The following is a 15,555-nucleotide window of genomic DNA, read 5'->3' as shown; positions in this document are numbered from 1 at the left end:
ATATGTATGTATATTGTTTTGCTTACAGAACTGTGAATCCTGCCAGAAAAATTGACCATGAAACCGGAATTGCTTCACAGATAGCGGATTTATGCCCAATGCGATATAAATAAAACAAAGAGTTATACCCACTGTTACACGTAAAGAGGTGGAGAATGTTAGATAAAATTTGTCAGCTCGCACGGGATGCGGGCGATGCCATTATGCAGGTCTACGATGGCAAACTCCCGATGGACGTCATTCGTAAAGTTGATGACTCCCCGGTTACCGCGGCCGATCTCGCGGCGCATGGGGTGATCCTGCAGGGCCTGCAGGCGTTGACGCCCGATATTCCGGTGCTCTCCGAAGAGGATCCGCAGTCGTGGGAGGTGCGCCAGCACTGGCAACGCTACTGGCTGGTGGATCCGCTGGATGGCACCAAGGAGTTCATCAAGCGCAACGGTGAATTCACCGTCAATATTGCCCTGATTGAAAAGGGCAAAGCGGTGCTGGGCGTGGTGTATGCACCGGTGCTGAAGGTGATGTACAGCGCTGCCGACGGTAAAGCCTGGAAAGAAGAGTGCAGCGTGCGTAAGCAAATCCGGGTGCGCGATGCCCGTCCGCCGCTGGTGGTGATCAGCCGTTCGCATTCCGACAACGAACTGCAGGAGTACCTGCATCAACTGGGCGAACACCAGACCACCTCAATCGGTTCGTCGCTGAAATTCTGCCTGGTGGCGGAAGGGCAGGCGCAACTCTACCCGCGTTTTGGGCCCACCAATGTCTGGGATACCGCGGCGGGCCATGCGGTCGCCGCCGCCGCCGGGGCGCATGTTCACGACTGGCAGGGCAAGCCGCTCGACTATACCCCGCGTGAATCCTTCCTCAACCCCGGCTTCCGGGTTTCGCTTTACTGACCGAGCAGCTTGTGCAGCAGGGCCGTTACCTGCTGCACCTCTTCTTTCGTCAGCGCACCGTCTTTCGCCCACTGCACGCGGCCCTCTTTATCCAGCACCGCAACGGCGGAACTCTCTTCTTCCAGCTGCCACGCACCCCGTGCCGTCCCGTTGCTATCGACAATAATCTGCGACCATGGATAGAGCTTTTTATTGCTCTCCAGGCTGTTGCGCACAAACATGCCGGAGCCTGGAATCGCATCATCGGTATTCACAATGGTGGTGGTCTGGTAGCGGTCATGCGGCAATTTTGCTGCCTTGATCGCTTCTATCAGGGTTGCATTTTTCTCTTTTGCCGACGAGCGACCGGCAATATGTAGAATCACTCGCACTTTGCCTGCGAGCTGCGCACTATTCCAGGTTTTGTAGCTAAACTCATTATTGTCGAGGATCAATTCTCCCCGGTCGGCGATGCCCACCGGCGGCACACGTTGTCCCTTCTCAAAACTATGTGCGGAGGCCATCAGTGGCAGCATCAGGCAAGCTGTTGCCAGAATGTTACGTAAAGTCATGGTGTTTCCTTATAATGTGCAGGTGATCCGACCACTTGGTCATGCACTTTAATCATAAGTGCGATCAATGTTCTTTACCCGCAATCCCGGTGCCAGAATGCGGAGGAACGCACATAACGGTACAAAAACGATGGCTTATACTGCCTGCAGATAACCATTACAAAGAAAATTCTGATTAATTGTCATCAAAAGGTAAATAAACTTATGCACACTGGGTATCACCGGGTTACTGGTCTATAGTCATTGGGCAACAAAATTTGCGCTCCAGAAAGTCGGCCCAATTGTGGCGCTGCAAGAGCGTATGATTCGCAGGAGACAAAAGAATGAAAATTTTCCAACGATACAACCCGCTTCAGGTGGCGAAGTACGTAAAAATCCTGTTCCGTGGACGGTTGTATATCAAGGATGTTGGCGCTTTTGAGTTTGATAAGGGCAAGATCCTTCTGCCGAAGGTGAAGGATAAGCAGCACTTTTCTGTGATGTCCGAAGTCAATCGTCAGGTAATGCGTCTGCAAACTGAGATGGCTTAATCAACGTGCTATGCAGTAAGTAAAACGGCTCCCGATGGGAGCCGTTAATGTTTGTGGCTTAAGCCGATGCGTTCTCTTGCGCGTCCGGCAGTCTCGGCACCAGCACCGTCGGCTTGCTGTCGATGCGCGTCACCAGCAGCTGGTCGATGCGGTAGTTATCAATATCCACCACTTCAAACTTGTAGCCGGAAAACTTCACCGAATCGGTGCGTTTCGGGATCTTACGCAGCATAAACATCATAAAGCCGCCGATGGTCTCGTAGTTACCGGACTGCGGGAACTCGTCGATGTCCAGCACGCGCATCACGTCGTCGATTGGCGTACCGCCGTCGATCAGCCATGAGTTCTCGTCGCGGGCCACTATCTGTTCTTCCAGACCCTGGCCGACCAGGTCGCCCATCAGAGTCGTCATCACATCATTCAGGGTGATGATGCCCACCACCAGCGCGTATTCGTTCATGATCACCGCAAAATCTTCCCCTGCGGTTTTAAAACTTTCCAGCGCTTCGGAGAGGGTCAAGGTGTCCGGCACAATCAGCGTATTGCGGATCTGCACGCCGCTGCTCAGGGCCAGGCTCTGATTGGCCAGCACGCGGTTCAGCAGGTCTTTGGAGTCCACGTAGCCGATGATGTGGTCGATATCATCTTTACACACCAGGAACTTGGAGTGCGGATGCTGGGCGACCTTGTTCTTCAGGCTCTGCTCGTCTTCGTTGAGATCGAACCAGATGACGTTTTCGCGCGAGGTCATCGACGACGGCACGGTACGGGATTCCAGTTCAAACACGTTCTCGATCAGCTCATGCTCCTGCTTACGCAGCACGCCTGCCAGCGCACCGGCTTCAAACACGGCATAGACATCATCAGAGGTGATGTCGTCTTTACGCACCATCGGCAGCTTAAACAGGCGGAAAATCATATTCGCCAGGCCATTGAAGAACCACACCAGCGGGCGGAACACGAACAGGCAGAAGCGCATCGGGTTGATGATACGCAAAGCCACGGCTTCGGGCGCAATCATACCGATGCGTTTCGGGGTCAAATCTGCAAACAGGATGAACAGGCTGGTCACCAGCGTAAACGAGAGAATAAAGCTCAGCTGTTCGGAGAGTTCAGGTGAGAAGTAGCTAGCGAACAGGCTGTAAAACACCGGAGAGAACGCCGCATCACCGACGATACCGCCGAGAATGGCGACCGCGTTAAGGCCAATTTGCACTACGGTAAAGAACATACCGGGGTTTTCCTGCATTTTCAGGACGCGTTGTGCATTGATATCGCCATCATCGGCGAGCAGCTTAAGTTTGATTTTACGCGACGCAGCCAGTGAAATTTCTGAAATTGAGAAAAATGCACTCACCGCAATCAGACAAAGTATTACTAAAATACTGTTTAACATAGTTTATCCGGCTTCTCGCCAGATCCTCGGAAGGGAAGTTAATTACATTTGTGTGAAGACACATTGAACACCCGCTCGTAGCGTTGAGCCGGTTATTTCAGCGGGTAGTATAGCGTAACGAACTGTAAAGCCGCCAGAGATCGCTTTTTGACCCGATCCGGCCGGGAAGGGCGGGGTCGGGTCTGGGTGTTTCTCGCTTATGCCAGCTGAGGTGGCAGGCAAACGCCAATGCCGCCGATGCCGCAGTAGCCGTACGGATTTTTGTGCAGATACTGCTGGTGATCGTCCTCGGCATAGTAGAACGGCAGCGCGGTGGCGATTTCGGTCGTCACCTGGCGATCGTCATGGGAGGCGTGCATCGCCTGCTGGAAGCGCGCCAGGCTTGCGCGGGCGGCACTCTCCTGCTCAGGCGTCAGGGGGTAGATCGCTGAGCGGTACTGGGTGCCGTGGTCATTGCCCTGACGCATACCCTGCGCCGGGTCGTGATTTTCCCAGAATACCTGCAGCAGCTGCTCGTAGCTGATAAGGTTCGGGTCATACACTACGCGTACCGCCTCGGCATGACCGGTCTGGCCAGAGCACACTTCGCGGTAGGTCGGATTGGGCGTATAGCCGCCGGTGTAGCCTGCAGCCGTGCTGTAAACGCCCGGCAGCTGCCAGTAGAGACGCTCCACGCCCCAGAAGCAGCCCATCGCGAACAGGGCGATTTCCATGCCGTCCGGCACGTTGGTCATGGAGTGATTATTGACGGCGTGCAGAGTGGCGACTGGCATAGGGGTATTTCGTCCCGGTAATGCATCCGCCTGAGCAACAAGGTGTTTTTTATCGAATAAACTCACGGTGAGGCCTCCGGGGTGGTGATGTTTGGGTTAAGGTTGTCACGAAGCGTTTAATTGAACACAATAAACGCGGTGAATGAGTCTAGATTTAAACATAAGAAATATTAGGTTGTTTAACCAATTTTCAACCCGTGAATTGGGTTTTGGGCATTATGCCGTGATACGCCGCGGAGCGGCACTTCAAATGCTTCCAGGGGTGGAAACAAGGATATTCAGGAGAAAACGTGCCAAAAATCCGCCAGTTATGTTTGGTCAGTTTATTGCTGACAAGCGGAGTCGCCAGCGCGGCGAATGTTCGTTTGCAGGTTGAGGGGTTATCCGGGGCGCTGGAAAAAAACGTACGCGCGCAGCTGTCCACGATCCAGAGCGATGAAGTTACGCCGGACCGGCGCTTTCGCGCGCGCGTAGATGATGCGATTCGCGGCGGTTTAAAGGCGCTCGGCTACTACGACCCGACCATCGACTTCGAATTACGTCCACCGCCGGCCAAAGGGCGGCAGGTGTTGATTGCCCGCGTCAAGCCGGGCGAGCCGGTACTGATTGGCGGCACCGATGTGGTGCTGCGCGGTGGGGCGCGTACCGATCGTGACTACCTCGATCTGCTGCATGACCGCCCGAAGAACGGCACCGTACTGAATCACAGCGACTACGACGGCTTCAAAAAAGATCTGACCCGCGTGGCGCTGCGCAAAGGCTATTTCGACAGCCAGTTTAATAAAAGCCAGCTCGGGGTCTCCCTCGAAAGACGCCAGGCGTTCTGGGATATCGACTACGACAGCGGCGAGCGCTACCGCTTTGGCGACGTCACCTTTGAAGGCTCGCAAATTCGCGATGAATACCTGCAGAATCTGATCCCCTTTAAAGAGGGCGACTATTATCAGTCGAAGGATCTGGCTGAGCTGAACCGCCGCCTGTCCGCGACCGGCTGGTTTAACTCGGTGGTAGTGGCGCCGGAATTTGATAAAGCGCGGAAGACCAAAGTGCTGCCGCTGCACGGCGTGGTCTCGCCCCGCACCGAAAACACCATCGAGACCGGGGTCGGTTACTCAACCGACGTCGGCCCGCGCGTGAAGGCAACCTGGAAAAAGCCGTGGATGAACTCCTACGGCCACAGCCTGACCACCAACCTCAGCGTCTCCGCGCCCGAGCAGCAGCTGGATTTCAGCTACAAAATGCCGCTGCTGAAAAACCCGCTTGAGCAATATTACCTGGTGCAGGGCGGCTTTAAGCGCACTGACCTTAACGATACTGAATCGGACTCCACCACCCTTGCCTTGTCACGCTACTGGGACCTCTCCAGCGGCTGGCAGCGGGCGATTAACCTGCGCTGGAGCCTCGACCACTTTACCCAGGCTAACGTCACCAACACCACGATGCTGCTCTATCCGGGAGTGATGATCAGCCGGACCCGCTCACGCGGCGGGCTGATGCCAACCTGGGGTGATTCTCAGCGCTATTCAATCGATTATTCGAATACCGCCTGGGGCTCCGATGTGGATTTCTCGGTGGTTCAGGCGCAGAACGTCTGGATCCGCACCCTTTACGACCGCCACCGCTTTGTGATGCGCGGCAATCTGGGCTGGATTGAAACCGGCGATTTCGCCAAAGTGCCGCCGGATCTGCGCTTCTTCGCCGGGGGCGATCGCAGTATTCGTGGCTATAAATACAAATCCATCGCGCCGGAAGACAGCGAAGGCAAGCTGATCGGGGCCTCGAAGCTGGCCACCGGCTCGCTGGAGTACCAGTACAATGTCACCGGCAAATGGTGGGGCGCGACCTTTATCGACAGCGGTGAAGCGGTGAGCGATATCCGCCGCAGCGATTTCAAAACCGGCGCTGGCGTCGGCGTGCGCTGGGAATCACCGGTCGGGCCGATCAAGCTCGATTTCGCGGTGCCGGTAGGTGATAAAGATACACACGATCTGCAGTTTTACATCGGTCTGGGGCCAGAGTTATGAGTTTATGGAAGAAGATCAGCCTCGGCGTGTTGCTGTTTATTCTGCTGCTGCTGGGTGCCGTGGCGTTCCTGGTGGGGACCACCAGCGGGCTGCATCTGCTGTTTAACGCGGCCAACCGCTGGGTGCCCGGGCTGGAGATCGGCCAGGTTACCGGCGGCTGGCGCGATTTGCACCTGAAAAACGTCCGCTATACCCAGCCGGGTGTGGCGGTTAATGCCGGGGATCTGCATCTGGCGGTCAAGCTCGGCTGCCTGCGCGACAGCAGCCTGTGCATTAACGATCTGGCGCTAAAAGACGTCTTTGTGACCATCGATTCCACAAAGATGCCGAAAACCGAACCCGTTGCCGAAGAGGACAGCGGCCCGCTGGATCTCTCCACCCCGTATCCGATTGCCCTCTATCGGGTGGCGCTGAACAACGTCAATCTCAAAATCGACGACACCACCGTGTCGGTGATGGATTTCACCTCCGGCCTGCGCTGGCAGGAGAAAAACCTGACCTTAACCCCCACCGATCTGAAAGGGCTGTTGATCGCCCTGCCGAAGGTGGCAGAGGTGGCGCAGGAAGAGATTGTCGACCCGAAAATTCAGAACCCACAGCCGGATGAGAAACCGCTGGGTGAAACCCTGAAAGATCTGTTCTCAAAGCCGGTGCTGCCGGAGATGACAGACGTTCACCTGCCGCTGAATCTCAATATCGAAGAATTTAAAGGCGAACAGCTGCGCCTGACCGGCGATACCGATCTGACGGTGTTCAACATGCTGCTGAAAGTGAGCAGTATCGACGGCAACATGAAGCTCGACGCGCTGGATATCGACACCAACCAGGGCAGCGTCAACGCCACCGGCAATGCGCTGCTGCGCGATAACTGGCCGGTGGATATCACGCTCAACAGCACCCTGAATATCGACCCGATCAAAGGCGAGAAGGTAAAGCTGAAGGTCGGCGGGGCGCTGCGTGAACAGCTGGAATTTGGCGTTAACCTGTCTGGCCCGGTGGATATGGTGCTGCGCGGCCAGACCCGGCTGGCAGAAGCGGGCCTGCCGCTCAATCTGGAGGTCACCAGCGAGCAGCTGTACTGGCCGTTTACCGGCGAGAAGCAGTACCAGGCCGACGACGTGAAGCTGAAGCTCACGGGCAAAATGACCGATTACACCCTGTCGTTCCGCACGGCGGTGAAGGGCGAGGGGCTGCCGTCCGCGGGCATTACGCTGGATGCGAAGGGCAACGAACAGCAGATTAACCTCGATAAGCTGACGGTAGCGGCGCTGGAAGGCAAAACCGAACTGACGGCGCTGCTCGACTGGCAGAAGGCGATCAGCTGGCGCGGCGAGCTGAAACTCACCGGCATCAACACCGGCAAAGAGGTGCCTGACTGGCCGTCGAAGCTCGACGGCCTGATTAAAACGCGCGGCAGTCTGTACGGCGGAAGCTGGCAGATGGAGGTGCCAGAGCTGAAAATCACCGGCAACGTGAAGCAGAACAAGGTCGATGTTCAGGGTTCGTTAAAGGGCAACAGCTACCTGCAGTGGATCATCCCGGGCATGCACGTGGCGCTGGGGCGTAACACTGCCGACATCAAAGGCGAGCTGGGGGTAAAAGATCTGGATCTGGATGCCACCATCGATGCGCCGAATCTCGACAACGCCCTGCCGGGGCTGGGTGGCACGGCCAAAGGTCTGGTAAAAGTGCGCGGCACGGTCGACGCACCGCAGCTGCTGGCGGATATCACCGCCAATAACCTGCGCTGGCAGGAGCTGACCATCGCCCGCGTACGGGTGGATGGCGACGTCAAATCCACCGATCAGATTGCGGGGCATCTCAACCTGCGTGTCGACCGGATATCCCAGCCGGGCGTCAATCTCAATCAGGTGACGCTGGAGGCGAAGGGCAGCGAGAAGCAGCACGAACTCCAGCTGCGCATCCAGGGGGAGCCGGTCTCCGGCCAGCTGCATCTGGCGGGGAGTTTTGACCGCAAAGAGACCCGCTGGAAAGGTACTCTGGATAACACCCGCTTTGCCACACCGGTGGGGCCGTGGGCGTTAAACCGGGCGATTGCGCTGGATTACCGCAACGCGGAGCAGAAAATCAGCATCGGGCCGCACTGCTGGACCAACCCGAATGCCGAGCTGTGCGTGCCGCAGACCATTGACGCGGGTGCCGAAGGGCGGGCGGTAGTCAATCTCAACCGCTTCGATCTTCAGATGCTCAAGCCGTTTATGCCAGATGCCACTCAGGCCAGCGGCGTCTTTAGCGGTAAAGCGGATGTGGCCTGGGACACCACCAAACCGGGGCTGCCGCAGGGTAACGTGACCCTCTCCGGGCGCAACGTGAAGGTGACCCAGGTGATTAACGATGCGCCGCTGCCGCTGGCGTTCGACACTCTGAACCTCACCGCTGACTTGCATAACAATCGCGCCGAACTGGGTTGGCTGATCCGCCTGGCCAACAACGGCCAGTTTGACGGTCAGATTCAGGTTACCGATCCGCAGGGCCAGCGTAATCTGGGCGGCAACGTCAATATCCGCAACTTCAACCTGGCCATGGCGAACGCCATCTTCGCCCGGGGCGAGAAGGTGGCCGGGATGTTGAACGCCAACCTGCGGCTGGCCGGTAACGCGCAAAGCCCGCAGCTGTTCGGCCAGATGCAGCTTAACGGCGTGGATGTTGACGGCAACTTTATGCCATTTGATATGCAGCCCAGCCAGCTGGCGATGAACTTCAATGGCATGAGTTCGACCCTCGCAGGCGTGGTGCGTACCCAGCAGGGGCAGATTAACCTCAGTGGCGACGCGGACTGGAGCCAGATTGATAACTGGCGTGCGCGGGTGGCGGCCAAAGGCAGCAAGGTGCGTATTACCGTGCCGCCGATGGTGCGTCTGGATGTCTCGCCGGATGTGGTCTTTGAAGCGACGCCAGACCTGTATACGCTCGACGGGCGGGTGGATGTACCGTGGGCGCGTATCGTGGTGCACGACGTGCCGGAAAGCGCGGTGGGCGTCTCCAGCGATGAAGTGATGCTCGACAGGGATCTGAAGCCGGTTGAAACCCAGCGTGCGTCGATCCCAATCAACAGCAACCTGATTGTCCACGTCGGCAATAACGTGCGTCTGGATGCCTTTGGCCTGAAGGCAAGGCTGACCGGCGATCTGAAAGTGGCGCAGGATAAACAAGGGCTGGGCCTGAACGGGCAGATCAATATTCCTGAAGGGCGCTTCCACGCCTACGGCCAGGACCTGATTGTGCGCAAAGGCGAGCTGCTGTTCTCGGGGCCGCCGGATCAGCCGCTGCTGAACATCGAGGCGATCCGTAACCCGGAAGCCACCGAAGATGAGGTGATTGCCGGGGTGCGCGTGACCGGTACGGCGGATGAACCGAAGGCAGAAATCTTCTCTGACCCGGCGATGTCGCAGCAGGAAGCCCTGTCTTACCTGCTGCGCGGGCAAGGTCTGGACAGCTCTCAGAGCGACAGTGCGGCGATGACATCAATGTTAGTGGGCCTGGGGGTTGCACAAAGTGGTCAGGTTGTGGGTAAAATCGGCGAGACGTTTGGCGTAAGCAATCTGGCGCTGGACACCCAGGGGGTCGGTGACTCTTCTCAGGTGGTGGTAAGCGGCTATGTACTGCCGGGTCTGCAGGTGAAATATGGTGTGGGGATCTTTGACTCACTGGCGACGCTCACGTTACGCTATCGCCTGATGCCTAAGCTGTATCTGGAAGCGGTGTCCGGCGTAGACCAGGCACTCGATGTGCTCTATCAGTTTGAGTTCTAGCAATGCGAATATTTGTCTACGGTAGTTTACGAACTAAGCAAGGCAACAGCCACTGGATGACCAACGCCCAGCTGCTGGGGAATTACAATATTGAAAACTACCAGTTGTACAGTCTGGGCCACTATCCAGGCGCAGTTCCGGGGAACGGAACGGTACAGGGTGAGGTTTATCGTATTGATAACGCCACGCTTGCCGAACTTGATGCCTTGCGCACCAGGGGCGGGGAATACGCTCGCCAGTTGATCCAGACGCCATACGGTACTGCGTGGATGTACGTGTACCAGCGTCCGGTCGACGGTTTAACGCGGATTGAAAGCGGTAACTGGTTAGACAGAGACCAGTACTGAAAGGAACAACGCCACCTTCGGGTGGCGTTGTTTTTTTAAACCTCTTCCCGGCGCAGCTTGAAGATCTGCACCGTGTCCAGCAGCTGCTCTGCCTGGCGGTGCATCGCCCTCGCGGCGGCAGACGATTCCTGAGAGAGCGTGGCATTCTGCTGCGTTGCGGCATCCATGTGGGTCACCGCGACGTTGACCTGATCGATACCGGTGCTCTGCTCATTGCTGGCTAACGAAATCGCTTCGATCAGCTCACTCACCTTGCTGATGCTGAGCAGAATATCCGCCATTGCAGCGCCGGCCTCTTTGACCTGACCGTTGCCTTCATCAATACGGTTAACCGAGCGGTCGATAAGCACTCTGATCTCCTTCGCGGCCGAGGCGGAGCGCTGGGCCAGGGCGCGCACTTCTGCGGCTACTACCGCAAAGCCACGCCCTTCGGTGCCTGCGCGGGCCGCTTCGACAGCGGCATTGAGTGCAAGGATGTTGGTCTGGAAGGCAATGCTGTCGATCATGCTGATAATGGTGTTAATTTCGCTGGAAAAATCATGGATCTCGCTCATGGTCTGCACGGCACGCTCCACGGCTTTCTCTCCCTGACGGGCAACCTGGCGCGCATTGCGGGCAAGATCGCTGGCGTTACGCGAATTTTCAGCGTTGCTTTTCACCACTGAAGTGAGTTCTTCCATAGAAGCGGCGGTCTGCTCCAGGGCGCTGGCCTGGGCTTCATTACGCGAAGAGAGCTCATGGTTGCCGCTGGCGATCTGTGCCGAAGCGGTGGCGATGGTCTCGGTACCGCTGCGCACGCCAGAGACGATGCGGGTCAGGTTAACGTTCATCTCCTGCAACGCGCGCATCAATCCAGCGGTCTCGTCGCGTCCGGCAATGGTAAAGCGGGACTGTAAATCACCGGCGGCCACGGTGCGGGCAATGTTCACCGCCTGCGCCAGCGGACGGGTAATGCTGCGGATCAGCCACCAGGTCACCAGCAGCCCGGCAGCGAGCGTCAGCGTCATGGCCAGCAACAGCAGCCATTTCGTCTGCTGATAGCGCGTTTCGTTTTCGGCGATGGTCTGCTGGTGTAATGCTTTGGCATGTTGCAGCGTGCGGGCCACGACATCGTCGATCATTTTTGTCGGCTCGCGATCGATACCGGTCACCTGCTTATCCACCCGTTGGGCGCTGGTCACATCGCCGACCTGATAATCGGCCAGTGCCGCCAGGTACTGCTGCTCCAGCCCGGCGTGGATGTCACGGGTAGCCAGCACCTCCCGGTTATCCATGCCGATTTTGGGCAGCAGTCCGCTCAGGTGCGTTAACAGTGCCTGGGTGTTCTGGCTCTCTCGGGTAAAGGCGGCCCGGTACTTGTCGAATGCCTCTTGCCCCTGGGCGCCACGCAGCAAGGTATTCTTCCACTCCTGTACCTGGATTTTGAACTGCACCTGGGCATTACGCGCGGTATCAATGCTTTCGGTGATGGTCTGCTCCATCGTCATGATCTGTTCCTGCTGGGTCAGGCTATTGCTGTTAATCGCCAGCCCGCGCAGGCCGATAAAGAGCGTAGCAAGCAGCAACAGCGAGGCCAGCAGCCCCAGACGTTGGCCGATGGTAAGTGAATTGAGTTTCATCTGTAGCGGGCATTCCCTGTGTAATAAAGCGATCGCGATCACGTGACGAGGGTATCGACCTGCAGAGGGCAGACTTTAAGGGCGCGACAGGGCGTTAAGGCAGGGGAGAAGAACTATCTCATTAATATGAATAGAGAAAAGCGATATGTGACATTTTTGTGACATTTACTGCCAGCGGCAAGAGGGCATAAAAAAACCCCGACAGGTCGGGGTTCTTCACACAGCAAGAATTACTTCTTCTTCGCGCGCTCGAAAGAGGCAACGATTTCAGCTTTCGCGGCTTCGGCATTGTCCCAGCCGTCCACTTTCACCCATTTGCCTTTCTCGAGATCTTTGTAATGCTCGAAGAAGTGAGTGATCTGCGCTTTCAGCAGCTCTGGCAGGTCGTTCACATCGTTGATGTGATCGTACTCTTTGCTCAGTTTGGTGTGCGGGACTGCAACCAGCTTCGCATCTTCACCGGCTTCGTCGGTCATTTTCAGTACGCCAACCGGACGGCAGCGAATCACAGCACCTGGCTGCAGCGGGTATGGCGTTGGGACCAGCACATCTACCGGATCACCATCCAGAGACAGGGTGTGGTTGATGTAGCCGTAGTTGCACGGATAGAACATCGCGGTAGACATGAAGCGGTCAACGAACAGTGCGCCGGTGTCTTTGTCGATTTCGTATTTGATTGGATCGGCGTTCGCCGGGATCTCGATAACTACATAGATGTCTTCCGGCAGTTCTTTACCCGCAGGGACGTTGAGTAAGCTCATGTCTGTGTCCTTCAAAATGATTGGTAAACAAGTGGCGAGTATTATAGCCAACTGGCGACGAATGTCTTTGCTTGTTTTCTCCCGCTTCCGCTTCTGCGCGCCCTTTTCAGGCTCTTCTGATGACAGGAATATCCATAAACTCAGCTGCATTCTTAATGGGTGAATGAAAGCGATTACAAAGTTGTGATTAACGTTTTATTCACTTTTCCGAAGTGTGATGTAACACACTCCGTTACATCTCGCATTGTCTATAGTTTTTTCGCGGAACATCTATTAACCAACAATAACCTGGGCTACGAGGGTATCACTATGTGGAAGCGCTTACTTCTTGTCACAGCAGTTTCGGCAGCCATGTCGTCTATGGCGATGGCCGCTCCTTTAACCGTAGGATTTGCGCAGGTCGGCTCAGAATCAGGCTGGCGTGCAGCGGAAACGAACGTGGCGAAGAGCGAGGCCGAAAAACGCGGTATCACGCTGAAAATCGCCGATGGTCAGCAAAAACAGGAAAATCAGATCAAAGCGGTACGCTCGTTTATCGCCCAGGGCGTTGATGCCATCTTCATTGCGCCGGTGGTGGCGACAGGGTGGGAACCGGTGTTAAAAGAAGCCAAAGATGCCGAGATCCCGGTCTTCCTGCTCGATCGTTCCATCGATGTAAAAGACAAATCTCTCTATATGACCACCGTCACCGCCAACAACGTGCTGGAAGGCCAATTGATCGGTGAGTGGCTGATTAAGCAGGTTGCGGGTAAGCCGTGTAACGTGGTTGAGCTGCAGGGCACCGTCGGCGCCAGCGTGGCAATTGACCGTAAGAAAGGCTTCGCTGATGCGATCGCCAAAGCGTCAAACATCAAGATTATCCGCTCTCAGTCCGGCGACTTTACCCGCAGTAAAGGGAAAGAGGTCATGGAGAGCTTTATCAAAGCCGAGAACAACGGCAAAAACATCTGCATGGTTTACGCCCATAACGATGACATGGTGATCGGTGCGATTCAGGCAATCAAAGAAGCGGGTCTGAAGCCGGGTAGCGATATCCTCACCGGCTCAATCGACGGCGTGCCGGACATCTACAAAGCAATGATCGACAAAGAAGCCAACGCCAGCGTTGAGCTGACCCCAAACATGGCTGGCCCGGCTTTTGACGCGCTGGAAAAATTCAAGAAAGACGGCACCCTGCCGGAGAAAGTCACCATCACCAAATCCACCCTTTACCTGCCTGACACCGCAAAAGAAGAGTTAGAGAAGAAGAAAAATATGGGCTACTAAGGCCTTTTCCCCTCACCCTAACCCTCTCCCCTGAGGGGAGAGGGGATAGTCCGAGTCGGCATTGATTATTTTCTCCCTCTCCCTTTTAGGGAGAGGGTTGGGGTGAGGGTCATTTTATGAATACAAACCAGGAAATCCTCCGAACCGAAGGATTAAGCAAATTCTTCCCCGGCGTAAAAGCGCTGGATAACGTTGATTTCAGCCTGCGTCGCGGTGAAATCATGGCGCTGCTCGGTGAAAACGGCGCCGGGAAATCCACCCTGATTAAAGCCCTGACCGGCGTTTATCACGCCGATCGCGGCACCATCTGGCTCGATGGTCATACCATTTCGCCAAAAAATACCGCCCACGCCCAGCAGCTGGGCATTGGCACGGTCTATCAGGAAGTGAACCTGCTGCCGAACATGTCGGTGGCGGATAACCTGTTTATTGGCCGGGAGCCGAAGCGCTTTGGCCTGATTCGACGTAAAGAGATGGTGGATCGTGCCACAAAATTGATGGCGTCATACGGCTTCTCGCTCGACGTGCGTGAACCCCTGAACCGCTTTTCGGTGGCGATGCAGCAGATCGTTGCCATCTGCCGGGCTATCGACCTCTCTGCCAAAGTGCTGATCCTCGATGAACCCACCGCCAGCCTCGATACCCAGGAGGTGGAGATGCTCTTCACCCTGATGCGCCAGCTGCGCGACCAGGGGGTGAGCCTGATCTTCGTGACCCACTTCCTCGATCAGGTGTATGAGGTCAGCGACCGCATTACCGTCCTGCGTAACGGCAGCTTTGTCGGCTGTCGCGAAACGCGCGAGCTGCCGCAGATTGAGCTGGTGAAGATGATGCTGGGCCGCGAGCTGGAGACCAACGCCCTGCAACGTGCGGGCCGCACGTTGCTCAGCGATAAGCCGGTGGCGGCATTTAAAGGCTATGGCAAAAAAGGCACCATCGCCCCGTTTGATCTGGAGGTCCGCCCCGGCGAGATCGTCGGTCTGGCGGGTTTGTTAGGATCCGGGCGCACCGAAACCGCAGAAGTGATCTTCGGGATCAAACCTGCTGACACCGGCAGCGCGCTGATCAAAGGCAAGCCCCAGGCCCTGCGCTCGCCGCATCAGGCCTCCAGCCTCGGGATCGGCTTCTGCCCGGAAGATCGCAAAACCGACGGGATTATTGCCGCGGCCTCGGTGCGTGAAAACATCATTCTGGCTCTGCAGGCCCAGCGCGGCTGGCTGCGGCCGATCCCGCGTAAAGAGCAAAATGCCATTGCCGAGCGCTTTATTCGTCAGCTGGGCATTCGTACCCCGAGTGCGGAACAACCGATCGAATTCCTCTCCGGCGGCAATCAGCAAAAAGTCCTGCTGTCGCGCTGGCTGCTGACCAAACCGCAGTTCCTGATCCTCGATGAGCCAACGCGCGGTATCGACGTCGGCGCCCATGCGGAGATTATTCGCCTGATTGAAACGCTGTGTGCCGACGGTCTGGCCCTGCTGGTCATCTCGTCGGAGCTGGAGGAGCTGGTGGGTTATGCCGACCGGGTGATCATCATGCGCGACCGTCAGCAGGTGGCAGAGATCCCGCTGGAAGCCCTGTCCGTTCCGGCCATCATGAATGCCATTGCGGCTTAAGGAGAG

At 56.6% G+C, this 15,555-nt stretch carries 12 protein-coding genes; 7 read left to right on the top strand and 5 right to left on the bottom strand.

The annotated features are described in order from the left end of the window. Positions 1-155 precede the first annotated feature (155 nt). Complete coding sequence (cysQ, locus tag M8014_RS15335) at positions 156-896, top strand: 3'(2'),5'-bisphosphate nucleotidase CysQ (RefSeq protein WP_271283267.1); 741 nt, start codon at positions 156-158, stop codon at positions 894-896. On the opposite strand, the gene M8014_RS15330 is transcribed toward cysQ, so the two are convergent. After that, a complete protein-coding gene (locus M8014_RS15330; RefSeq protein ID WP_271283266.1) occupies positions 890-1,447 on the bottom strand; it encodes a YtfJ family protein in 558 nt (185 codons plus the stop codon). The two genes, cysQ and M8014_RS15330, sit on opposite strands and share 7 nt — an antisense overlap. 323 nt (positions 1,448-1,770) lie before the next feature. Between M8014_RS15330 and M8014_RS15325 the strand changes: the two genes are divergently transcribed. Continuing rightward, a complete protein-coding gene (locus tag M8014_RS15325) occupies positions 1,771-1,977 on the top strand; it encodes a DUF1107 domain-containing protein (protein ID WP_271267942.1) in 207 nt (68 codons plus the stop codon). A 58-nt stretch (positions 1,978-2,035) separates the two neighbouring features. Here M8014_RS15325 and paeA read toward each other — a convergent pair whose 3' ends face one another. Together paeA and msrA are read right to left on the bottom strand one after the other, a co-directional pair. Then, a complete protein-coding gene (gene paeA / locus M8014_RS22960; RefSeq protein WP_271283265.1) occupies positions 2,036-3,373 on the bottom strand; it encodes a polyamine export protein PaeA in 1,338 nt (445 codons plus the stop codon). 197 nt (positions 3,374-3,570) lie between these two features. Continuing rightward, positions 3,571-4,212, bottom strand: coding sequence for a peptide-methionine (S)-S-oxide reductase MsrA (gene msrA, locus M8014_RS15315; protein ID WP_271283264.1), 642 nt, complete (start codon positions 4,210-4,212; stop codon positions 3,571-3,573). A gap of 224 nt (positions 4,213-4,436) precedes the next feature. On the opposite strand from msrA, the gene tamA reads away from it, so the two are divergent. Genes tamA through M8014_RS15300 form a run of 3 tightly spaced genes read left to right on the top strand, consistent with a single transcriptional unit; the run spans position 4,437 to position 10,290 of the window. Further along, entirely contained in the window at positions 4,437-6,170 is a 1,734-nt protein-coding gene (gene tamA / locus M8014_RS15310) for an autotransporter assembly complex protein TamA (RefSeq protein ID WP_271283263.1), read from the top strand. After that, positions 6,167-9,943 carry an autotransporter assembly complex protein TamB gene (gene tamB / locus M8014_RS15305; protein WP_271283262.1) on the top strand — a complete coding sequence of 1,259 codons (3,777 nt, stop codon included), beginning with the start codon at positions 6,167-6,169 and terminating at the stop codon, positions 9,941-9,943. Before tamA ends, tamB begins: the two co-directional genes overlap by 4 nt. A 2-nt stretch (positions 9,944-9,945) precedes the next feature. Further along, entirely contained in the window at positions 9,946-10,290 is a 345-nt protein-coding gene (locus M8014_RS15300) for a gamma-glutamylcyclotransferase family protein (RefSeq protein WP_271267947.1), read from the top strand. 35 nt (positions 10,291-10,325) lie between these two features. On the opposite strand, the gene M8014_RS15295 is transcribed toward M8014_RS15300, so the two are convergent. Both M8014_RS15295 and ppa read right to left on the bottom strand, forming a co-directional pair. Beyond that, complete coding sequence (locus M8014_RS15295; protein WP_271283261.1) at positions 10,326-11,909, bottom strand: methyl-accepting chemotaxis protein; 1,584 nt, start codon at positions 11,907-11,909, stop codon at positions 10,326-10,328. 230 nt (positions 11,910-12,139) lie between these two features. Then, positions 12,140-12,670 carry an inorganic diphosphatase gene (ppa, locus tag M8014_RS15290; protein ID WP_106994080.1) on the bottom strand — a complete coding sequence of 177 codons (531 nt, stop codon included), beginning with the start codon at positions 12,668-12,670 and terminating at the stop codon, positions 12,140-12,142. A 309-nt stretch (positions 12,671-12,979) separates the two neighbouring features. Here ppa and ytfQ point away from each other — a divergent pair, with 309 nt between their 5' ends. Continuing rightward, entirely contained in the window at positions 12,980-13,936 is a 957-nt protein-coding gene (gene ytfQ, locus M8014_RS15285; protein ID WP_271267950.1) for a galactofuranose ABC transporter, galactofuranose-binding protein YtfQ, read from the top strand. A gap of 116 nt (positions 13,937-14,052) precedes the next feature. Beyond that, positions 14,053-15,549 (top strand): galactofuranose ABC transporter, ATP-binding protein YtfR, encoded by a 1,497-nt coding sequence (ytfR, locus tag M8014_RS15280; protein WP_271283260.1) that lies wholly within the window; start codon positions 14,053-14,055, stop codon positions 15,547-15,549. The last annotated feature ends 6 nt before the right edge of the window (positions 15,550-15,555 follow it).

The sequence above is a fragment of the Silvania hatchlandensis genome, from assembly GCF_025564065.1.
GTDB classification, from domain to species: domain Bacteria; phylum Pseudomonadota; class Gammaproteobacteria; order Enterobacterales; family Enterobacteriaceae; genus Enterobacter; species Enterobacter hatchlandensis.
This window is presented reverse-complemented; position numbering and strand designations above follow the sequence as displayed.